Here is a 21,562-nt window from a genome sequence, read left to right on the forward strand (position 1 = left end):
ACCTCAGGGCCGGCTGGCGGCGCCGAGGTTGGCGAGCAGGGCCGCGAAGAGCCGGGCCCGCTGCGGCAGGGTCTCGATCAGCAAGTGCTCCTCCAGGGTGTGGTAGCCCTGGCCCAGCGGTCCGAGCCCGTCGAGGGTCGGGATGCCGTTGGCGCCGGTGAAGTTGCCGTCCGAGCCGCCGCCGGCGCTGCGATGGGGCAGGGGCTGGCCGAGCGCCTCGCTCAGCGCGCGCGCCTGCTCGTAGAGCGCCATGCAGCCGGCATCCGGCTCCCAGACCGGCCGGGTCACGCCGCGGGTCACCGTGAAGCGGACGCCGTCCTCCTCGCCCGACAGGGCCAGCATCCGCTCGACGCCGCGGTCGAGGTCGGCCTGCCGCTTGGCCATGCTGAGCGCCTGCCCGCCGCAGACGGTCGGGACGCAGTTCACCCACTGCCCGCCCGAGACGATCCCGGTCGAGACGGTGCAGTCGGCATCCGACAGCGCGTCGATGGCGAGGATCTTCCGCGCCATCGCGCGGATCGCCGAGCGCCCCTCGTGGGGCGAGGCGCCGGCGTGGCTCGGGCGGCCCAGGGCCTCGAGGTCGAAGCGGGCGATGGCGTAGCGGCCGGTGACCACGCCGTTCTCGGGCTGGCCGGGTTCGGGCACCAGCACGAAGGCGTGGCGGGCGGCCTCCGCCTCGATCAGGTCGCGGGTGGAGGGGCTGCCGATCTCCTCGTCGCCGGTGAACAGGACGGTCACCGGCAGCGGCGTCTCGATCCCGGCCGCCGCCAGGGCGCGGATCGCCGCGAGCGCGATGACGTTGCCGCCCTTCATGTCGAGGATGCCGGGACCGTAGGCGCGGTCGCCCTCGATCCGCCACGGCAGGCTCCCGAGGGTGCCGACCGGATGCACCGTGTCGAGGTGGCCGAGCACCAGGATGCCGGGCGCGTCGCGGTCCCGGTGCGGGAACCGGGCGCGGACGCAGTCGCTCAGGCCCATGCGGCCCGGGATCGTCTCGACGGTCGCCCCGAGAAGCGCGAGGTCGCGGGCGGCGACGCCCATCATGCGATTGACCGCCGCCGCGTCGTGGGTGGGGCTCTCGCACAGCACCCAGGGCTGCAGGATCGCGAGGATCTCGCGCGCGTCGAAGGACAGGTCCGGGATCATCGGGCGTTCTCCTCGGCGAACGGATCGGCGACGCGCGGCCAGTAGAGGCCGGACCGCTTGGTGTAAGGGATCGCGCCGTAATCCGGCGGCACGGCGCCGGGCGCCGCGACGTAGCGGACCTCGCTCGCGATCGGCGCGAAGGCGGCGTAGAAGTGCTGCATCGATTTCACCACGACGATCCGCTTGTCGTCGAGGCCCAGGCCGAGGCCCGTGAACGCGTCGGGCGCGAAGGCCTGCTGGCGCTTGTGGGTCAGCACCACGTGGATCCCGTCCGCCTCCACCCAGGCCGCGGGGCCGAGATGGGCCCGGCCGCCGCTGAGACCGGTCTGGCTGTGGTCGTCCGAGAGGCCGCGGACCGTGACGCGCAGGTCCACCGGGTTCCCGGAGGTCGCGCCGCACTTGCCGCCGATCCGCAGGGTGAAGGTCGCCCCGAGGCCGGCCTCGTGGCAGATGCCGACCGCGCCGGGATCCCAGATCAGGCCGAGCGCCACGTCCGCGATGCCCCGCTCGGCGAGGCGGGCGAGAATCGCGGTGTTGTCGGAGGGCGCGCCCGCGCCGGCATTGTCGGCGAAGTCGGCGAGCACCATCGGTCGCGGGTCGTCGGAAGCGAGAGCGAGATCGATCGCCGCGTCGATCGTGTCGCAGCGGCTCGCCGCCTCCTCGCGCATCGCCCAGACGGCGCCGGCCAGCTCGTCGGCCAGCGCCTGCGCCCTGGCGGCATCGCCGTCGGCCACGACCAGCATCTTGGCGCCGACATCGGCCACGTCGCCCCAGGGGAAGCCGTGCCCGAAGGAGACCGACAGGATGCCGTCGCGCCCCTCCAGCGCCTCCATGCGGCGCACGAAGCCCGCGACCGGCTCGCGGCTGGTGCGCCACATGTTGACGATCCGGCAGTCGGCGTAGGCCATCACCGGCCGGATGTCCTTCGCCACGGTCCGGACGACCAGGGGGTACAGGTCGCGGGCGCGGTCGACGATGTCGGTGTGGGGGTATTCCTTGTAGATCACGATGACGTCTGCGCTGGCCCGCATCGTCTCGGTGAGGTGGCAGTGGAGATCGAGCTCGACGCCGATCGTAGCCTCCGGCCCCACGACGGCGCGGACCCGCTCCAGGGTGTCGCCCTCGCAGTCGTCGTAGCCCTCGGCCACCATGGCGCCGTGCATGAACAGCAGCACGGCGTCGACCGGCATCGCGGCCTCCAGGTCCTCCAGCAGGGCGTCGCGCAGCTCCTCGTAGACGGCCCGCAGGGTGATCCCGCCGGGCTGCGCGAAGGTCGAGAGGCTCTCGACGACGGTGTGCCCGTCCGCCTCGGCCAGCGCGCGCCAGGCCTTGAGGCCGATATTGCTGAGGCTCGGCGGGTTCCGGCTGCCGTCCCGGCGGGCGTAGTCGGCGTGGAACGCCGACCGTCCGGTGGGCAGCGGCGCGAAGGTGTTGGTCTCGGTGGCGAGGCCGGCGATGAAGATCTTCAAGGTCCTGTCCCAATCCGTCCCGGCCGCCGGGTCAGGCGGGGCTCGGGGTCAGCGTGATGACCGTCTCGGTCGCCGCGTCCACGGCCGCGCGGCCGTAGAGCATCGGCACGTAGTCCTGGCGCCCCCAGACCGGGGCCAGGTCGGCGTAGTGCGGACTGCCCGGGTCCCCCGACTGGCCCGGCACGTTGATGAAGACCGAGCGGTCCCAGTCGCCCACGTCCACGACCATGCGGAACGAGGCGCCGTGGGTGAGCCGGAACGTGTCGGTCCGGTACTCCGCGTGCATGACCGATGCCGCGGCGCCGCCCACGGGCAGCGGGCCGACATCCCAGCCGGATCCGGGCGCCAGGGCCGTCAGCGGGTGCGCGAACAGCGCGTGGTGCAGGCGGCCCCAGGACCAGCCCGCGGCATCGGTGCCCATCCGCTCCCGGCAGGTGCGAAGGCCGGCGCCGAGGGCGTCGGTGAGCAGGGACGCGCGGGTCGCCGGGTCGAGACCGGTCTCCAGCCGCTCGATCAGGCTCTGCGTGTCGCCGGGCGGGAGGAGGCGGCGCGTCCCGGCATCGGGCACGAGCGCCGCGACCAGGGCCGGGCGGAGGTGCCGCACCCAGACCACCTCGATGAGGGCGGCCGCCGCGGAGCCGTGGTGCAGCGCGCCGTCGAACGCGGCCAGCAGGGCCTGGGCCGCGGCGGCGTCGGGATCGTCCGCCGCCGGCAGGGCGCGCATCAGGTCGGCCAGCCGCCGGGCCGGCTCGGAGACCACGTCGCCCTGGAGCGCCCGCGAATCCGCGAGGCTGTGCCGGTCCTGCCCGCCGAGGACCGCCCGGATGCGGCGGGCGCGCCAGGGCTCGGCCCACTCGAACCCGACCCTCCGGTCCTCCGCGGGATAGTCCGGCGGCAGGTTCATCTCGTTGGCGGTGGCGAGCCAGCCCGCTTCCGGATCGACGCTTCGGGGCAGGGCGGCGGGATCGTGGAAGCCGGCCCAGTCGTAGCGGCCGTCGCCCGGCGCCGGCAGCAACCCGTCGTGGCCGGGTCGCACCGGCGCCTTGCCGGCCATGAACCACGCGATCCGCCCCGACGCGTCGGCGTAGAGCTGGTTCACCGAGGGCGCCGACCAGTGGCGCAGGGCCTCGCCGAAGGCCTCGGGCGTCGTGGCGCCGAGATAGGCGAGGCTGCCGAGATAGGCGGCAGCGCCGGGCTCCGACCAGACGGTCCGCAGCGCGAAGGCGCGGCCCCTCTCCTCGCGGAGGACCGGCCCGTGCCGGGTGAAGGCGAGGATCACGGTCTCGTCCGGGCCGCCGCGCACCGGGATCCGCTCGGCGACGCGCGCGATCCGTTCCCAGCCGTCGCCGGAGCGGTAGCGGTCGGGATCGGCCGGGTCGGTCGCGCAGACGAACAGGTCCTCCTGATCGATCGGCGCGATGGTGAGGCTGAAGGCGGCCCGGCCGTTATGACCGATGGAGATGCCCGGCAGGGCCGGCTCGCCCGCGCCGATCACGTCGAGGCCCGGCGCGGTCAGGTGGACGGCGTAGCGCAGCGAGGGCTGCAGGTAGACCCGGTGCGGGTCGCTCGCCAGGATCGGCCGGCCGGTGGCGGTGCGGGACGGCCCGACCACCCAGTTGTTAGAGCCCTCGGCCGGCTCCTTCGGCGCGGCGCGGGGACCGCGCGTGACGGCCCCGTGCGCGTCGACCTTGGACCAGTCCCAGGCCTCGGCGCGCGTCGCCGCCATCCGGTCCGGGTCGAACCCCACCGTCGCCGTGGCCAGCCGGAAGGCGTCGAGGAGATCGTCCGGCCAGTCGGCGGCGTCGAGCCCGTCGGGGATGACCGCGTCGTGCGGCGGACTGATCCGCTTGCGCAGGTCGTCGACGGCCAGCCCGTCCGCCGGGCTCCGAGCCCGGGCGAGCACCCGCGCGCGGGCGACCTCGGAGAGGACGTTGCGGATCAGCGCGTGGCTGCGGATGCGCACCACGTCCTCCGGCTGCCACAGCGCCGGGCGCGTGTCCGTCACGGCGAATTCCGGCGGGCGCAGGTCGGGGCGCGCTTCGGTGAGGGCGACGTAGGCGTTGATCCCCGCCACGAAGGCGGTGACGATCGCCCGCGTGTCCTGCGGCCCGTAGGCCGCCCACTCGGCCGCCATGTCGCCGCGGTAGAGGAACAGCCGGGCGGCCCGGTCCTGGGCGAGGTAGCCGGGTCCGAAATCCGCCGCCAGCAGGCCGAGGCCGCGCTTGCGCCAGAGGTCGAGCTGCCAGAGCCGGTCCCGGGCGGCGTTGAACCCCTGCGCGCGGAACGCGTCGAGCGCGGTGCCGGCGCGGATATGCGCCAGCCCCCAGCGGTCGACGCGGATCTCCGCCGGCCCGTCGAGGCCGGGGAGGGCGTAGGCCGTCCCGCTCACAGAGCCACTTCGATGAGGTGCGGCCCCTTGCTGGCCAGCGCGTTCTGGAACGCCTCGATGAAGTCCGGCAGGGTCTCGACCCGCCGCCCCGCGACGCCGAAGCCGCGGGCGAGGCTCACCCAGTCGATGGCCGGATCGTCGAGGCTGAGCATGCCCAGCGCCTTCGGACCGGGATTGAGCGCGCCGACATTGGTGAGCTCCGCCCGCAGGATCGCGTAGGAGCGGTTCGACCAGACGAGCGTCACCACGTCGAGGTGCTCGCGGGCCTGGGTCCAGAGCGCCTGCACCGTGTAGAGCCCGCTGCCGTCGGCCTGCAGGTTGATGACCTTGCGGTCGGGGCAGGCCACGGCGGCGCCGGTCGCCATCGGGATGCCGAGGCCGATCGAGCCGCCGCTGAGCTGCAGCCAGGTGTGGGGCGCCGCGTCCCGGGTGAGGGCGAAGAAGTTGCGGCCCGTGGTGATCGACTCGTCGCAGATCACCGCGCCCTCGGGAATCAGCGCGCCGAGCACCTGCCCGATCATGTCCTGGTCGAGGGGGCCGGAGGTCGGGAGCTTCGGCCGCGGCCCGACGGCGACCGGCACCGCCGGCGGGGCCGCGACCGCCTCGGCGAGCCGCTCGAGGGCGTCGATCTGGTCCTCCTCGGGCGTGGCCAGCGTGATCGTGGTGCTGCCCTCCGGCGCCAGCAGGCTCGGCTTGCCCGGATAGGCGAAGAAGCCCACCGGCGGCGTCGCGCCGATCAGGATGATGTGGCGGAAGCCCTTCAGGGCGTCGATGCCCTGGTCGATCGGGTAGGGGAGGCGCTCGATCGGCACGGTGCCGGCGCCGCGATCGATCCGGGCATTGGAGGTCATCGCCATCAGCCGGGCGCCGGTCTTGCGGGCGATCCGGTCCGCGATGACCCGGCCCTCGCCCCGCACGGCCCGGTCGCCGAGATGCAGGAGCACCGGCTCGCCGCTCTGGAGAGCCTTCACGGCCGCCGCGATTGCGTCGTCGCCGGCCCGCGCCCGCTCGGGGATCGGCGGCACCGGCGCGGGGCCGGCGCCGGGATCCCAGGCGGTGTTGGCCGGCAGGATCAGGGTCGCGACCTGTCCCGGGGCGGTCCGGGCTGCCGCGATGGCGGCGGCGCCGTCGGAGCCGATCTCGGTCGCGCTCATGCCGGTCCGCACCCAGGAGGACATCGGGTGGGCCAGCCCCTCGATGTCCGAGGTGAGCGGCGCGTTGTACTCGCGGTGGTAGGTGGCGTGCTCACCGACGATGTTGACGACGGGGGTGCGCGCCTTCTTGGCGTTGTGGAGGTTGGCCAGCCCGTTGGCGAGGCCGGGCCCGAGATGGAGCAGGGTCGAGGCCGGCTTGTCGGCCATGCGGGCGTACCCGTCGGCGGCGCCGGTCGCCCCGCCCTCGAACAGGAACAGGACGCAGCGCATGCCCTCGACCCGGTCGAGGGCGGCGACGAAGTGCATCTCGGAGGTGCCGGGATTGGTGAAGCAGACCTCGACCCCGCCCTCCACGAGGGTCCGGACCAAGCTCTCGGCCCCGTTCATGGCGCGCGGCGTCTCGTCGGTCACGGGCGTCTCCTTCGGGGGCCGGCCGTCCGGGCTGGCGACTCGCATTTTTTATTATCGTGGCGCAGCGGGCGCCACGCGCAAGGGGCGACGTCCGGCGTCTTCTGTTCGCCGGACGCAGGGCCTAAGCCTGAGCGTGGCGCGGGAATTGCGCCCGGCGCGCCGCAACTTCGACGATTGGGATCCGGATGACATCTCGCCGCCTGATTGCCGCCGCCCTGGCGGGTACCGTGGCCCTGACGGGATCGGCCAGCGCCGAGAGCGTCCTGCGCATCGCCATGACGGCGAGCGACATCCCCACCACGACGGGCATGCCCAACAACGGCTTCGAGGGGATGCGCTTCCTCGGCTACCCGATCTTCGAGGGGCTGGTGCAGTGGGACCTCAAGAGCACCACCAAGCTCGCCGGCATCGTCCCGGCGCTGGCCGAGCGCTGGGAGCAGGACCCGAACGACAAGACGGTCTGGACCTTCCACCTGCGCCAGGGCGTGAAGTTCCACGACGGGACGCCGTTCAACGCCGACGCGGTGATCTGGAACCTCGACCGCTACTTCAAGAACGACAGCCCGCAATTCGAGCCGCAGGGCGCGGGCATCTCCCGGGCGCGGGCGCCGCTGGTCGGGAGCTACAGGAAGATCGACGATTCGACCGTGCAGATCACCACCACCCAGGTCGCCTCCTACTTCCCCTACATGGTGGTCTACCTGCTCTTCACCTCGCCCGCCTCCTTCGAGAAGGCCGGGCGCGACTGGAGCAAGGTCGCGGCCCTGCCGGCGGCCGGCACCGGCCCGTTCAGGATCACCCGCGTCGCCCCGCGGGAGGCGGTCGATCTCGCCAAGTTCGACGGCTACTGGGACCCGAACCGGATGGCCAAGGTCGACAAGGTCCGGCTGCTGCCGATCCCGGAGGCCAATGCCCGCGTCGCCGCTTTGCGGGCCGGCCAAGTCGACTGGATCGAGGTGCCGGCGCCCGACGCGATCCCGTCGATGAAGCAGGCGGGCTTCACTATCACCACGGGCTCGTACCCGCATGTCTGGCCCTATTTCTTCAACATGGGTGCCAAGGACAGCCCGCTGAAGGACGTCCGCGTCCGGCAGGGCCTGAACTACTGCATCGACCGGGCCGGGATCGTGGAGCTCCTCAACGGCACCGCCGAGCCCGCGAGCGGATGGCTGAACGACCGGGACCCGAATTTCGGCAGCCCGAAGAACCGCTACACCTTCGACGCCGCGAAGGGGAAGGCGCTGCTGGCCGAGGCCGGCTACACCGACAAGAAGCCGCTGAGCCTCAAGGTGATGATCTCCTCCTCCGGCTCGGGGCAGATGCTGCCGATGCCGATGAACGAGTACCTGCAGGAGAACCTGAAGCAGGCCTGCAACGTCGACCTGACCTTTAACGTGGTCGAGTGGCAGGTGCTGCTGAATGCCGGCCGCGCGCTTCCCGACGCGCCGACCCTCCAGGGCGCGATGGCGCTCAACGTCTCGTCGCCCTCGTCGGACCCGGCCGTCATGGCGCGCTACTTCGCGGGGGACCGGTTCCCGCCGGCCGGCTTCAACTTCCCCACCTGGAAGGACGACGCGTTCGACGCCGCCCTCAAGGCGCTCGCCGAGACCACCGACGCCAAGGTGATCGACGCCCAGACCAAGGTCGCCCACGAGCGCCTCGTGGACAATCCGCCCTGGCTGTTCGTCGTCCACGACCTCAATCCCCGCGGGATGTCCAAGAAGGTCCAGGGTTTCGTCTCGCCGCAATCCTGGTTCGTCGACCTCACCCTCGTCAGCGTGCAGTGACCCCATGCCCGACATCGATCCCGTAAACGCCTCCGCGGCCGAGCTCGGCCGCGCGATCCAGGCGCGGACCCTCTCGCCGGTCGACGCCGTCGACGCCCTCCTCGGCCGGATCGACCGGCTGGAGCCGAAGCTCCAGGCCTTCACGGAGGTTTTCGCCGCCGATGCCCGCCTCGCCGCCGAGGGGGCCGACCGGGCGATCCGGTCCGGCCACGCCGTGGGGCCGCTCCACGGCGTCCCGGTCGTGCTCAAGGACCTGATCGACCTGGAGGGCCGGATCACCATGGGCGGCTCGGCCGCCCACCGGGCGCGCCGGGCCGCGCGCACCGCGACGATCGCCCGGCGCCTCATCGGCCAGGGCATGATCGTGCTCGGCAAGACCCACACGGTGGAGTTCGCCTACGGCGGCTGGGGCACGAACCAGCATCTCGGCACGCCGTGGAATCCCTGGGATCCGGAGACGCCGCGCACCCCCGGCGGGTCGAGCAGCGGCACCGGCGTGTCGGTGGCGGCCCGCATGGCGCCCTGGGGCATCGGCACCGATACCGGCGGCTCGGTGCGCCTGCCGGCCTCCTTCTGCGGGCTGACGGGCCTCAAGGTGACGGTCGGGCGCGTCTCGACCTGGGGGATCGTGCCCCTCTCGATGACCCTCGACACGCCCGGACCGCTGGCCCGCACCGTGGAGGACACGGCGCTGCTCTACGAGGCGATCTCCGGCCCCGATCCCCGCGATCCGACGACCCGCGGGGTCGCGCCGGACGCGCCCTGGCCGACGCTGAACCGCGGGGTCCGCGGCCTGCGCCTCGGCCGGATGCCAGCCTCGGAGCGGGACGGGGTCGCCCCCGACATGCTGGCCGCCTACGACGCGGCCCTCGACCTCCTGGCCCGGCAGGGCGCCGAGATCGTCGACGTCGTCCTGCCGTTCCGTTTCAGCGACTGCGTGGCCATGAGCCAGATCACCAACGCGGAGGCCTACTTCGTCAACGGGGATCTGGCGGAGGATCCGTCCGCCCAGCTCGGCGACGCCGTCCGGGCCCGGATCCTGGCCGGCGCGAACGTCTCGGCCCAGGAGTATCTCGGCACGCTCCACCGCCGGGCCACGATGAAGCAGCAGTACGACGCCGCCCTCGCGGGCATCGACGCCCTCCTGACGCCGACCACGGAGAGCGCGGCCGTCGCGCTCGACGCCGTCGACGAGGCGCACCTCCCGTCGCGCTTCACCCGTTTCGGCAACCTGCTCGATCTCTGCGCCCTGGCGCTGCCGAACGGCTTCACCGCGTCCGGGCTGCCGCTCTCGCTGCAGATCGTCTGCCGCGGCTACGAGGAGACGACGGCGCTGCGGATCGGACAGGCCTACCAGCGCGCGACCGACTGGCACCTGCGCCGGCCGCCGGTGTGAGACCCGCGGAGTCTCGGCGCCTCCGGCGTTCGGCAGCGGACCTGCCGACGCCCCCATCCTGCGGGAGACCGCGGGCGATCCGGAGACGCGGAGACGGGATCCACGGCCCCGTCACGCCCGCCAGAAGGTCAACAGCCACCAGACGCCCGTCAGAACGAACCAGAGGAATCTCACACCTCTGATGAGTTCATTGATCCCGAGGTACTCCATGAGGAAGCCGCCCAGGCAGGCCACATAGATGAAGGCGATGACCGTGGCCGTGGCCGGTGTGAGGATCCCGAATCCCCAGACCGCGGCGACGACGGCGAGGCCGAACGCGCACAGGCCGAAGGCGAGAAGGACGGGATGCGCCGCGCACCACCGCGCCACCCTGTCGTTGTCTGCGGACACGTGCTGCATGTGCGCCCCCGAATCGATGATTGACATCGACCATAAGGGCCGCGGCGTCCGGTTCTCGTGACGACGCGCACAGGATCGGCGCGGGCCCGGCGGCGGATCCACGTCCTGCGTGCGGCGGCGCCGGAGCGCGGCCGCGTCAGGCTGCGCCGTTCGGGGACGGATCGATCACGCGGCCGGAACCTGCCCGGCCACGACGACGCCGAGCGTGTCGAGGAGCGACGACCGGGCGCGGCTGACCCGGCTCTTCACGGTGCCGACCTGGCAGCCGAGCATGACCGCGGCCTCCTCGTAGGTGTGACCCTCGGCACCCACCAGCAGCAGCGCCTGGCGCTGCGCGGACGGCAGGTCGCCGAGACGCTCCCAGACGACCTTGAGGGTGCTGGCATCCTCCTGGTCGGACGGGCTGGTCATCTGCCCGGCATGCGTCCCGTCCACGTCCTCCACCTCCCGCCGCGTCTTGCGCAGGTCGGTGTAGAACTGGTTGCGCAGGATCGTGAACAGCCACGCGGTGAAGTTGGTGCCGGGCCGGAACCGCTGCTGGTTGGCCCAGGCCTTCACGAAGGTCTCCTGCACCAGGTCGTCGGCGCGGCTCACGTCGCCCACGAGCGACAGGGCGAAGGTGCGCAGGGCCGGCAGGGCCTTGATGATGTCGCCGCGGAAGTCGAAGGGGACCGTCTCGCCGTGCGCCGTGACCGCCGCCTCGAAGCGGGACACCAGGGCCGCGAGCTGCGCCGGCAGGGGCTCCAGCTCGACCACCTTGAAATACTCCCGGATCGGCAGGGCGAGGTGCTGGCCGATGGAAGCGGCGTAGCCGGCCCCGTCCCGGGTGCCCGCGCCTCCGTCTGGCCGGTCCGCAGCGTCCTCAGTCATGAACGTTTCCGCCTCCAACGCTGGTATACTGGAATAGCTCTAACGTCGGTAGCGGTGGAATCCTGAACCGATGCCAAACGCTCCCAATTGTGACAGGGAATTTAAGCATGGTGACCGGGGTGACAACGGCGGCCGGATCCGGGCCCCCGGGCTGGCAGCGGCGGGCCGGTCGATGCAGAGTGCGCAGCGTCAGGAGAGCGGGATGACCCACGATCACGCGCAGCACGCGCATGGCCACGACGATCACCACCACGATCACCACCACGGCAGCGACCTGTCGCCGGTCGAGGCCCGGGTGCGCGCCCTGGAATCGCTGCTGACCGAGAAGGGCTACGTCGACCCGGCGGCCCTCGATGCCCTGGTCGAGCTCTACGAGACCAAGGTCGGCCCGCACGCGGGGGCCAGGGTCGTGGCCCGGGCCTGGACAGATCCCGCCTTCCGGGCGCGGCTCCTGGCCGACGCCACGCCGGCCATCGCCGAGTTGGATATCGGCGGCCGCGGCGGCGAGCACATGGTGGTGGTCGAGAACACGCCGGAGATCCACAACCTCGTCGTCTGCACCCTGTGCTCCTGCTACCCGTGGCCGGTGCTCGGCCTGCCCCCGGTCTGGTACAAGGCGCCGCCCTACCGGGCGCGGGCGGTGATCGACCCGCGCGGCGTGCTCGCCGAGTTCGGGGTGACGCTGCCGGAAACCACCCGCATCACCGTCTGGGACTCGACGGCCGAGACCCGCTACATGGTCCTGCCGATGCGCCCGGCCGAGACCGAGGGCTTCTCCGAGGAGGCCCTGGCCGCCCTCGTCACCCGCGATTCCATGATCGGTACGGGCCTGCCCAGGGCGATCCCGGTCGCGCCCGCGGAGATGCCGGTATGAACGGAGCCCAGGATCTCGGCGGGGCGCACGGCTTCGGGCCGGTGGTGCCGGAGCCGGACGAGCCGGTCTTCCACGCCGCGTGGGAGCGCCGCGTCTTCGCGCTGGCCATGGCTATGGGCTACACGGGCGCCTGGAACCTCGACGGCAGCCGGGCCAACCGCGAATCCCTGCCGCCGGCGGAATATCTCGCGTCGAGCTACTACGAGATCTGGCTCAGGGCGCTGGAGAAGCAGGTCGTCGGCACCGGGCTGGTGACGCCGGCCGAACTGGCGAGCGGCCGATCCGCGGAGAAGGCCAAGCCCGTCGCGCGGGTCCTGGCCCGCGAGGGCCTGGAGCAGCGCTTCCGGGCCGGCTTCCCGAGCAGCCGCGCCGCCGATGCCCCGGCGCGCTTCGCGGTCGGCGACGCCGTCCTGGCGCGCAACAGCCACCCGACCGGCCACACGCGGCTGCCCCGTTACGTGCGCGGCAAGCGCGGCCGGATCGTGCGCGTCGACGGGGTCTACGTCTTCCCCGACACCAACGCCTACGGGTCGGGTGAGAACCCGACCTGGCTCTACACGGTCGCCTTCACCGCGCAGGAGCTGTGGGGCGAGAGCGGCGACCCGGGCGGAGTCGTCACGGTGGCGGCCTTCGAACCGTACCTGGACCCCGCGTGACCGCGCCGTCGCCCAGCCCCTTCGCGGCGCCCTGGGAGGCGCAGGTCTTCGCCCTGGTGGTCTCCCTGCGCGAATCCGGGCTGTTCACGTGGTCGGAATGGGCGGACCGCCTCGGCCGCCAGATCCGCCCCACCGAGTCCCCCGAGCAGGCGGCCGATTACGGCGCGTGGCTCGCGACGCTGGAAGCGCTCCTGGCCGAGCGGGGCGTGGCGGGGCCCGAGAGCGTCGCGGCGCGGACCGAGGCCTTCCTGCGGGCCGCGGAGGCCACGCCCCACGGCCAGCCGATCCGCCTGGAGAACGACCCGCTCTACCGGCCCTGAGCCCGCAGGCTGTCGAGCGGCACCGGCGCGGCGTGCGATCGGCCGCTCATCAGCTGGTCGAGCAGGGCCAGAACCTCGGCCCGCCCGCAATTGCGGGCGGGCTCGAACGGCGTCCAGGTCTGGGTGAAGTCGAGGCGCTCGAACACGTCGCGGTAGCGGCGCAGCTCGCTCGGCGTGAGCGGCACCCCGCGCACGAAGGCCTTGTGGGCCGAGATCGTGGTGGCGCGTCGGAAATCCGCCGGGTCGAGCTCGAACTTCAGGGCGTCGCCGCAGAAGCAGATCTTTCGCCCACGGTCGTACAGGATCGCGTGGCCATCGAAATGGCCGGCGGTGCGGTGCAGCTCCAGCCCCGGCAGCGGCTCGAGGAAATCGTCGTAGGGCCAGCTCACTTGCAGCGCCGCGCTCCACGTGAAGTCGGCCGCCGGCAGGCACAGCTCCGGGTCGAACCGGTCCTGGAGCTGCGTCAGCGCCCCGTAGGAATGCGGGTGCGAGGCCGAGAGCACAGCCATCCCGCCGAGCCGCTCGATCTGGTCGAGGGCGGCCTCGCTGAAGACCGGGCAGCCCTCGAAGCCCATGTTCCCGTGCTCGGTCTGGATCAGATAGGCGGACGGCCCGATGCCGGAGACCGGCTCGTTCCAGAAGCGCCAGACGCCCGGCTCGAGCTCCTGCCAGTGGCAGGGAAAGGCCTCCTGCGCCTCGCGGGCGGTGCGGAAGCGCCAGCCGTCCTGCGGCACGACGTGGCGGGCGTCGAGGCACATCGGGCAGGCGGCCGGCACCTCGAAGTGCCGCTGCCAGAACCCGCAATTGTCGCAGGTGTAGGCGGGCAGCTTCAGGGCGCCCGCGAAGGGCAGATAGCCGGGCATCGTCTGGGACCTTCCTCGGGGCAGTGTCTATAAGATGGTCCCGGTTCAGCCGCCCTCTCCGTCATCGCGAGCGCAGCGAAGCGACCCAGGGCAGCGCGACACCGGGGAGCGTAGCGCCGGCTGGATTGCTTCGCTCCGCTCGCAGAGACGGCGGCACGCCTATCAACCGGAACGGGTGTAACAGGCGGCGCGGTCGGTTACAGCCGTCAGGTCCGCCCGGGCAGGCGGCGCGCCGACCGGGCAGCGTGGACGGTGCCGGCGAGGCCGACGAGGGCCAAGCCGACGAGGCCGCCGACCACGACGTCGCGGGTGCGGCTCGTGACGAACTCGGCGCGGCTCGCCTTGGTCCGACCGGAGAAGCGCCCGTCGATACCGGCCGGGCCGGGCACTGGGGCCTCGAGATTGCCCGCCATCTCGGGGATGGTCTCGTCGGAGAGCTGGGCCGACCACATGGAGGCGGCCTTGCGGTCGGCGAGCGCCGGCGCCAGCGCCTGGGCGGCCGCCATCATCACCGAGGACCGGCCGACCCAGACCTCCCGGCGCGGGTGCTCGACCGCGTACAGGATCGCGTCGGCGCAGAGCCGCGGGTCGAAGACCGGGTCCGGCGCGTACTGGCGGTGGCCGGTGCGGTTGCGCGCCCAGTTGAATTGCGGCGTGTTGACCGCCGGCAGGTAGATCACGCTGAGGCTGACATTGACCCGGTCGTGCAGCAGCTCGCAGCGCAGGGCGTCGGTGAAGCCCGAGACCGCGAACTTGGCCGCGCAGTAGGGCGCCTGCAGGGGCGCCGCCCGGATCGCGAGGCCCGACGAGACCTGGATGATCGCGCCGCGGTCGCGCCGCTTCATGTAGCGCAGGGCGGCGAGCGTCCCGTAGACCTGGCTGAGATAGGTGGTCTCGGTCACCCGCCGGTACTCGTCCGGGGTGATTCGGTCGGCCGGGTTCACCACCGTCGACATGGCATTGTTCACCCACGCGCGGATCGGGCCGAGCTCGCGCTCGACCCGCTCGGCGGCCGCGTCCACGGCCTCCGGGTCGGCGACGTCGGCGCCGATCGCCAGCACCGGCTGGCCGTAGGCGGCGAGCGCCCGCTCGGCCGCGGAGAGACGGCCGGGATCCCGCGAGATCACCGCGACCGACCAGCCGCGCGCGGCAAATTGATGCGCGGTGGCGAGCCCGATTCCGGCCGTGCCCCCCGTAACGACCGCAACCCGTGCCATACCGACCTCATCCGCGACAGACCGAACCGGCAACACGGTGCGGCGCGCTCGGTTGCGCCGCCCGATTGGGCCGGAACGTCACGGGGATACCGATCGCGATACCGATTTCGCGGACCGGGACGCAACGTCCGACCGCGGCCGCTGTTGACTGCCTGTACCGCGTCATGCCGAACCATCGAGGGTCGCAGCCATGCGCACTGGACGACGCTTCTCCCTCTTCTCGCTCCCGATTGATCCCTGGCCGCAGGCGTCCCTGGCCGAGCGGACCGCCGTCGGGATGGTCCTGACCGGCCTGCTGCTCGTGCCGGCCTGCGCGGTCGGGGCCGCGCTCCTCGTGTTCACGACGCTCGCGGCCCACGTGTACTGGTCCTACGATCTCGGCGCCTCCCTGCACGCGTTCATCGCCCGGCATGCCGGGGCCGCCGTCGCGCGGCGCGGCCGGCTCGTCCCCAAGGCCTGACGCGCGGGAGCGGATCGACGGCCGGGCGGCGTTGAGCCGTGCCGGTTCACACGGCCCGGCCGCGCGGCCCCCGCGATCCCTGTGCGTTCGCCTCGGTCCGATTTGACCTGACGGTCTCTCGTGGGCCAGTCAGGTTCGGAACCGAGAGATCGCCATGTTCCGTACCCTGATGTCTGCGCGGCGCTTCGCGCCGCTGTTCTGGTGCCAGTTCTTCTCGGCGTTCAACGACAATTTCCTGAAGAACGCGCTCGCCTTCCTGATCCTGTTCGGGATCGGCGGCCAGGCGGACGCCCATGCCGGCGTCCTCGTGACGCTCGCGAGCGCCGTGTTCATCGGGCCGTTCTTCATCCTGTCGGGTCTCGGCGGCCAGTGGGCCGACCGCTACGACAAGGCGCTGATGGCGCGGCGGCTCAAGTTCGCCGAGATCTTCGCGGCCGGCACCGCCGTGCTCGGCTTCCTCCTGCACTCGATCCCGGTTCTGTTCGTGGCGCTCGGCCTGTTCGGGACGATCGCGGCGCTGTTCGGCCCGATCAAGTACGGGATCCTGCCGGACCATCTCCGGCGCGAGGAGCTGCCCGCCGGCAACGCCCTCGTGGAGGCGGCGACCTTCCTGGCGATCCTGCTCGGCACGATCGCGGCCGGCGCGGCCTCGGCGATGGGCGGCTCGGGACTCGTGTTCGGCGTCTTGGTGATGGGCTTCGCCGTCCTGTGCTGGCTCTCGGCCCGGATGATCCCGGCGACCGGCGAGGGCGCCCCGGACCTGCGCGTCGACCCGAACGTCGCCCGCTCGACCTACGCGCTGCTGCGCGACCTCTGGGCCGACACGCGGCTGTGGCGCGGCTCGCTCACGGTGAGCTGGTTCTGGCTGGTCGGCGTGGTGGTGCTGTCGCTGCTGCCGGTGCTGGTGCGGGGCGCCTTCAACGGCACCGAGACGGTGATCACGCTGCTGCTCGCGCTGTTCTCGATCGGCATCGCGGTCGGCTCCGGCCTCGCCTCGTGGCTCGCCAGCGGCCGGATCGTGCTGCTGCCGACGCCGGTCGGCGCGGTGCTGATGGGCCTGTTCGGCCTCGACCTCGCCTGGACGGTCGGCCACCTGCCGGCGCCGCCCGCGGAGCCGATCGGCCCCCTCGGCTTCCTGCAGACCGGCCACGGCCTGCGCACCGGGATCGACTTCCTCGGTCTCGCGATCTCCGGCGGCCTCTACATCGTCCCGTCCTTCGCGGCCGTGCAGGCCTGGGCCGAGAAGGCGATGCGCGCCCGGATCATCGGCGCGGTCAACGTCATGACGGCGGCCTTCATGGTCGCCGGCACCCTGGCGCTCGCGGCTCTGCAGGGCGCGGGCCTCACCATCGCGAGCCTCCTCGCGGTGGTGGCGGTGCTGAACCTGATCGTCGGCGCGCTCGTGTTCGCGACCCTGCCGACGAGCCCGTTCCGCGATTTCCTGTCGATCCTGTTCCGGGCCTTCTACCGGCTGGAGGTCCGCGGCTTCGACAACCTCGCGGCGGCCGGCCCGAACGCCATCATCGCCCTCAACCACGTCTCGTTCCTCGACGCGCCGCTCGCGCTGTCGCTCCTCGAGCAGGAGCCGGTCTTCGCCATCGACAGCGGGATCGCGCAGCGCTGGTGGGTGCGCCCGTTCCTGCGCATCACCAAGGCGATGCCGCTCGACCCGACCCGGCCGCTCGCCACCCGGACGCTGATCAACGCGGTCAAGAGCGGCGAGACCCTGATCATCTTCCCCGAGGGCCGGCTCACGGTCACCGGCAGCCTGATGAAGGTCTACGACGGCGCCGGGCTGATCGCCGACAAGTCGGGCGCGATGGTCGTCCCGGTGAAGCTCGACGGCCTGGAGCGCACCGTCTTCTCGCGGCTGTCGCGCGGGCAGGTGCGCCGCCGCTGGTGGCCCAAGGTGACCGTGACGGTGATGCCGCCGGTGCGGCTGACCGTGGACCCCGCGCTCAAGGGCAAGGCGCGGCGGCAGGCGGCGGGCGCCGCCCTCTACGGGATCATGTCGGACCTCGTGTTCCGCACCGCCGACATCGACCGCGGCCTGATGGCGGCGCTGATCGAGGCGGGCGAGCGCCACGGCTGGAGCCGCAACGCCCTGGAGGATCCGGTCGGCGGCCGCCTCAGCTACAGCCGGCTCGTGATGGGCGCCAACATCCTCGGCCGCAAGCTGATGCCGCTGGCGCCCGTGGGCGGCCGGATCGGCGTCATGCTGCCGAACGCCAACGGCGCCGCGGTGACGCTGTTCGCCCTCGCCTCCGCGGGCCGGGTGCCGGCGATGATCAATTTCTCCGCTGGCCCCGCCAACGTGCTCTCGGCCTGCCGGGCCGCGGAGGTCAGCAAGATCCTGACCTCCCGGGCCTTCATCGAGAAGGGGCGGCTGGGGTCGCTCGTGGAGGCGATCCGCGGCTCGGTCGAGTTGATCTACCTGGAGGACGTGCGGGCCGGCATCACGACGGGGGACAAGATCCGCGGCCTCCTGGCGCCGCGCCGCCCCCTGGTGGCGCGCGCCGGCGAGGATCCGGGGGCGGTGCTGTTCACCTCGGGCAGCGAGGGCACGCCGAAGGGCGTGGTGCTCGCCAACCGCTGCATGCTCGCCAACGTGGCGCAGGTGGCGGCCCGGATCGATTTCGGCCCGATGGACAAGGTGTTCAACGTCCTGCCGGTGTTCCACGCCTTCGGGCTCACGGCCGGGCTGGTCCTGCCCCTGGTCTCGGGGGTGCCGGTCTACCTCTACCCGTCGCCGCTGCACTACCGGATCGTGCCGGAGCTGATCTACGGGTCGAACAGCACCGTCCTGTTCGGGACCGACACGTTCCTCACGGGCTACGCCCGGTCGGCCCATTCCTACGACCTGCGCTCCCTGCGCTACGTCGTGGCCGGCGCCGAGGCCGTGAAGGAGACCACCCGGAAGACCTGGGCGGAGAAGTTCGGGCTGCGCATCCTGGAGGGCTACGGCGTCACCGAGTGCGGGCCGGTCGTCGCCCTCAACACGCCGATGTTCAACCGGTTCGGCACGGTCGGGCGGATCCTGCCCGGCATCGAGACCCGCCTCGAGCCGGTGCCGGGAATCGACGAAGGCGGCCGCCTGTCCCTGCGCGGGCCGAACATCATGCTGGGCTACCTGCGCGCCGAGAAGCCCGGCGTGCTGGAGCCGCCGCCGGGCGGCTGGCACGACACCGGCGACATCGTGGCGATCGACCCGATGGGCTTCGTCACCATCAAGGGTCGGGCCAAGCGCTTCGCGAAGATCGCCGGCGAGATGGTGTCGCTCGCCGGCATCGAGACGCTGGCCGCCGAGCTCTGGCCCGACCGTCCGAGCGCGGTGGCGGCGGTGCCGGACGCGCGCAAGGGCGAGCGGCTGATCCTGTTCACGCAGGAGAAGGGCGCGACCCGGGCCGCCTACCAGAGCTTCGCCAAGGGCCGCGGCGCCTCCGACGTCGCGATCCCCGCCGAGGTGGTGGTGCTGGACGCGATCCCGATGCTCGGCACCGGCAAGGTCGACCAAGTGGCCGTCACGAAGCTCGCGCTGGAGCGGGCGAAGGAGAACGCGGCGGCCTGACGGTCGCGGCCGGGCCTCCCGCGTCACCCAAACGGGGGATGCGGGGCTCCCCGGGATCCGCTCGTATCGTGAATACAGCCGTGATTCGAACCGCTTGACGCGTTCGGGGCGCGGGTCTGAGGGGGACTCGGTACGCAACGGCGAGGGACAGATCATGCGGAAGGGCAGGCGAGTTCCGGCTTGGCTGGCGAGGCGGACCTACTTCAAGCGGATCGAGCGCTGGGCGAAGCCCGGCAAGGCGCGCAAGGCGGCGCAGCCCCCCGAGACACCGGCCGCCGCGATGCCCTCCAACGTCGTGCCGTTCCCGATCCGGATGAATCGGCCGGATCGGCCCGCCTTCGAGGACCTGCGGGGCGTCGGCACGGCCTAGAGGCCGGCTCCGCCGGGGGCTTGCCGGGCGCGCGGGAACACGGGATCCTGCGCCGTCGGAGCCGAGACCGGGAGGATGCGTGCCGCACGACGGGTCGGATCCGCGCGCGTCGGCGCCTCCCCGGAAGCGGGCGAGGGGCCTGCGCGCGGCGCTCGGGGCGACGGCGCTCGGTCTCGGCCTCCTGGGGGCCGGCACCGCCGCGCTCTGGCGCTACGCTGACGCGCTGCCGCCCCTCGACCTGGCCGCGGCCGAATCACGCTCGACGGTGGTGCTGGATCGGTCCGGCACGCTGCTGCGCCCCTTCGCGACCGCGGACGGGCGCTGGCGCCTGCCGGTCACCGCGGAGGCGGTCGATCCGCGCTACCGGGCGATGCTGCTCGCCTACGAGGATCGCCGCTTCGCCGCGCATCCCGGCATCGACCCGGCCGCGGTGCTGCGCGCCGCCGGCCAGTGGCTGACGCGCGGCCGCATCGTGTCCGGCGCCTCCACCCTGTCGATGCAGGTGGCGCGCCTCGTCGAGCCGCGGCGCGAGCGGTCGCTCGAGGCCAAGCTCCGCCAGATGGTGCGGGCGGTCGCGCTGGAGCGGCGCCTCGGCAAGGCCGGGTTGCTCGACCTCTACCTGGCGCTGGCCCCCTACGGCGGCCCGCTGGAGGGCGTGCGCGCGGCGAGCGTCGCGTATTTCGGGCGCGAGCCGGTCCGGCTGACCGCCGCGCAGGCGGCCCTGCTCGTCGCCCTGCCGCAATCGCCCGAGACCCGCCGTCCGGACCGGTTCCCCGAGCGCGCCCGCGCCGCCCGCGACCGGGTCCTGGCGGTGGCCGTCGCGCGGGGCATCCTCACGGCGGCGGAGGCCGAGGCCGCCCGGGCCGAGCCGGTGCCGACGACGCGCAAGCCGTTCCCGATGCTCGCGGCGCACGCCGCCGAGGAGGCGGTGGCGGCCGATCCCGGTGCCGCCACGATCCGCCTCGCGATCGACGGGCGCCTGCAGGAGCGGCTGGAAACCCTGGCGGCCGAGCGCGCCGCCGCCGCCGGCCCCGACCTCTCAACCGCGATCCTCGTCCTCGACAACCGCGACGGCCGGGTGCTCGCCCAGGTCGGCAGCGCCGGCTACCTGGACCCCGCCCGGCGCGGCGCCATCGACATGACCCTGGCGGTGCGCTCGCCCGGCTCCGCGCTGAAGCCCTTCGTCTACGCCATGGCCTTCGCGGACGGTCTCGCGCATCCCGAGACCCTGCTGGAGGATCGCCCGGCGCGCTTCTCGGCGAGCTACGCGCCGGAGAATTTCGACCTGACCTTCCAGGGCACGGTCACGGCCCGGCGGGCCCTGCAGCTCTCGCTGAACGTGCCGGCGGTCGAGCTGATGGACGCGGTCGGTCCCGCCCGCTTCATCGCCCGGCTGCGCGCCGCCGGGGCCGGGATCCAGCTCCCGCGGGAGGCGGCCCCGGGGCTGCCGGTCGCGCTGGGCGGTCTCGGCATCACGGTCACCGACCTCGCCCGGCTCTACGCGGGGCTCGCCCGCGGCGGCGCGGTTCCGGACCTGCTGCGCCGCGCCGACGGGGTCGCGGCCGAATCCCGGCACCGCGTCGCCGAGCCCGTGGCGTCCTGGTACGTCGCCGACATCCTGCGCGGGACACCGCCGCCGGAGAACGCCCTGCCGAACCGCATCGCCTACAAGACCGGCACCTCCTACGGGTACCGCGACGCCTGGGCCGCCGGCTTCGACCGCCACGCGACGATCGTCGTCTGGGCCGGGCGCCCGGACGGTGCCGCGGTGCCGGGGCTCGTGGGCCGCACCGTCGCGGCGCCGATCCTGTTCGACGCCTTCGCGCGCCTCGGGATCGAGACCGAGCCGGTCCCCCAGCCGCGGGACGCGCTGGTGGTCGGGACGGCGGGCCTGCCGCCGCCGCTGCGGCACCTGCGGCGCGAGGCGGCCGAGGCGGCGGGACCGGCGCTGCGGATCGCCTATCCGCCGGACGGGGCGCGGATCGATCTCGGCCTCGCGGCGGACCGGCACGGCGCCGCGGCGGGCGGCCCGGGCCTCGCCCTCAAGGCCCTGGGCGGCGTGCCGCCGCTCACCTGGCTGGTCGACGGTCAGCCGGTCGTGCAGACGCCGCGGCGGAAGGCCGAGTGGGCCCCGGGGGGCGCGGGCTTCGCGCGGATCTCGGTCCTGGACGCGACCGGCGCCAGCGACAGCGTGTCCGTCCGCCTCGAGTGAG

Annotated in this window: 17 protein-coding genes; 9 read left to right on the forward strand and 8 right to left on the reverse strand. The window is 73.0% G+C overall.

Features of this window, described 5'->3' with window-relative positions; all coding sequences use genetic code 11:
* Window positions 1-3 precede the first annotated feature (3 nt).
* Genes ACLBYB_RS24840 through ACLBYB_RS24855 form a run of 4 tightly spaced genes read right to left on the reverse strand, consistent with a single transcriptional unit; the run spans window position 4 to window position 6,545 of the window.
* On the reverse strand, window positions 4-1,146 hold the full coding sequence (locus ACLBYB_RS24840) for a M20/M25/M40 family metallo-hydrolase (RefSeq protein ID WP_447700381.1): 1,143 nt from the start codon (window positions 1,144-1,146) through the stop codon (window positions 4-6).
* Complete coding sequence (locus tag ACLBYB_RS24845; protein ID WP_447700382.1) at window positions 1,143-2,615, reverse strand: M81 family metallopeptidase; 1,473 nt, start codon at window positions 2,613-2,615, stop codon at window positions 1,143-1,145. The genes ACLBYB_RS24840 and ACLBYB_RS24845 overlap by 4 nt, the downstream gene beginning before the upstream one ends.
* Window positions 2,616-2,646: 31 nt before the next feature.
* On the reverse strand, window positions 2,647-5,004 hold the full coding sequence (locus tag ACLBYB_RS24850) for a penicillin acylase family protein (protein ID WP_447700383.1): 2,358 nt from the start codon (window positions 5,002-5,004) through the stop codon (window positions 2,647-2,649).
* Window positions 5,001-6,545, reverse strand: coding sequence for an acetolactate synthase large subunit (locus ACLBYB_RS24855; protein ID WP_447700407.1), 1,545 nt, complete (start codon window positions 6,543-6,545; stop codon window positions 5,001-5,003). The genes ACLBYB_RS24850 and ACLBYB_RS24855 overlap by 4 nt, the downstream gene beginning before the upstream one ends.
* A gap of 209 nt (window positions 6,546-6,754) precedes the next feature.
* On the opposite strand from ACLBYB_RS24855, the gene ACLBYB_RS24860 reads away from it, so the two are divergent.
* Both ACLBYB_RS24860 and ACLBYB_RS24865 read left to right on the forward strand, forming a co-directional pair.
* Window positions 6,755-8,356 (forward strand): ABC transporter substrate-binding protein, encoded by a 1,602-nt coding sequence (locus ACLBYB_RS24860; RefSeq protein WP_447700384.1) that lies wholly within the window; start codon window positions 6,755-6,757, stop codon window positions 8,354-8,356.
* A 4-nt stretch (window positions 8,357-8,360) separates the two neighbouring features.
* Window positions 8,361-9,752, forward strand: a complete 1,392-nt coding sequence (locus ACLBYB_RS24865) for an amidase (protein ID WP_447700385.1) — start codon at window positions 8,361-8,363, stop codon at window positions 9,750-9,752.
* Between the two features lie 111 nt (window positions 9,753-9,863).
* Here the strand turns inward: ACLBYB_RS24865 and ACLBYB_RS24870 are convergent, their stop codons facing one another.
* Together ACLBYB_RS24870 and ACLBYB_RS24875 are read right to left on the reverse strand one after the other, a co-directional pair.
* Window positions 9,864-10,151, reverse strand: a complete 288-nt coding sequence (locus tag ACLBYB_RS24870; RefSeq protein ID WP_331326270.1) for a hypothetical protein — start codon at window positions 10,149-10,151, stop codon at window positions 9,864-9,866.
* Between the two features lie 165 nt (window positions 10,152-10,316).
* Complete coding sequence (locus tag ACLBYB_RS24875) at window positions 10,317-11,021, reverse strand: sigma-70 family RNA polymerase sigma factor (protein WP_091924839.1); 705 nt, start codon at window positions 11,019-11,021, stop codon at window positions 10,317-10,319.
* A 202-nt stretch (window positions 11,022-11,223) separates the two neighbouring features.
* Here ACLBYB_RS24875 and nthA point away from each other — a divergent pair, with 202 nt between their 5' ends.
* The 3 genes from nthA to ACLBYB_RS24890 are packed head-to-tail and all read left to right on the forward strand — an operon-like array spanning window position 11,224 to window position 12,871.
* Entirely contained in the window at window positions 11,224-11,895 is a 672-nt protein-coding gene (nthA, locus tag ACLBYB_RS24880; protein ID WP_091681267.1) for a nitrile hydratase subunit alpha, read from the forward strand.
* On the forward strand, window positions 11,892-12,551 hold the full coding sequence (gene nthB, locus ACLBYB_RS24885; RefSeq protein ID WP_020093712.1) for a nitrile hydratase subunit beta: 660 nt from the start codon (window positions 11,892-11,894) through the stop codon (window positions 12,549-12,551). Before nthA ends, nthB begins: the two co-directional genes overlap by 4 nt.
* Window positions 12,548-12,871, forward strand: a complete 324-nt coding sequence (locus tag ACLBYB_RS24890) for a nitrile hydratase accessory protein (RefSeq protein ID WP_447700386.1) — start codon at window positions 12,548-12,550, stop codon at window positions 12,869-12,871. The genes nthB and ACLBYB_RS24890 overlap by 4 nt, the downstream gene beginning before the upstream one ends.
* Here ACLBYB_RS24890 and ACLBYB_RS24895 read toward each other — a convergent pair.
* Together ACLBYB_RS24895 and ACLBYB_RS24900 are read right to left on the reverse strand one after the other, a co-directional pair.
* A complete protein-coding gene (locus ACLBYB_RS24895) occupies window positions 12,859-13,734 on the reverse strand; it encodes an MBL fold metallo-hydrolase (RefSeq protein WP_331298529.1) in 876 nt (291 codons plus the stop codon). The genes ACLBYB_RS24890 and ACLBYB_RS24895 overlap by 13 nt on opposite strands.
* Before the next feature lie 206 nt (window positions 13,735-13,940).
* Window positions 13,941-14,951, reverse strand: coding sequence for an SDR family oxidoreductase (locus ACLBYB_RS24900; protein WP_447700387.1), 1,011 nt, complete (start codon window positions 14,949-14,951; stop codon window positions 13,941-13,943).
* A gap of 190 nt (window positions 14,952-15,141) precedes the next feature.
* Between ACLBYB_RS24900 and ACLBYB_RS24905 the strand changes: the two genes are divergently transcribed.
* From ACLBYB_RS24905 to pbpC, 4 genes are all read left to right on the forward strand, one after another.
* Window positions 15,142-15,411 (forward strand): hypothetical protein, encoded by a 270-nt coding sequence (locus ACLBYB_RS24905; RefSeq protein WP_447700388.1) that lies wholly within the window; start codon window positions 15,142-15,144, stop codon window positions 15,409-15,411.
* A 154-nt stretch (window positions 15,412-15,565) separates the two neighbouring features.
* Window positions 15,566-18,979, forward strand: a complete 3,414-nt coding sequence (locus tag ACLBYB_RS24910) for an acyl-[ACP]--phospholipid O-acyltransferase (RefSeq protein ID WP_447700389.1) — start codon at window positions 15,566-15,568, stop codon at window positions 18,977-18,979.
* A gap of 154 nt (window positions 18,980-19,133) precedes the next feature.
* Window positions 19,134-19,349 carry a hypothetical protein gene (locus ACLBYB_RS24915; protein ID WP_020093718.1) on the forward strand — a complete coding sequence of 72 codons (216 nt, stop codon included), beginning with the start codon at window positions 19,134-19,136 and terminating at the stop codon, window positions 19,347-19,349.
* Between the two features lie 79 nt (window positions 19,350-19,428).
* On the forward strand, window positions 19,429-21,561 hold the full coding sequence (pbpC, locus tag ACLBYB_RS24920; RefSeq protein ID WP_447700390.1) for a penicillin-binding protein 1C: 2,133 nt from the start codon (window positions 19,429-19,431) through the stop codon (window positions 21,559-21,561).
* Window position 21,562: the final 1 nt, after the last annotated feature.

The organism is Methylobacterium sp. D54C, from assembly GCF_053345595.1.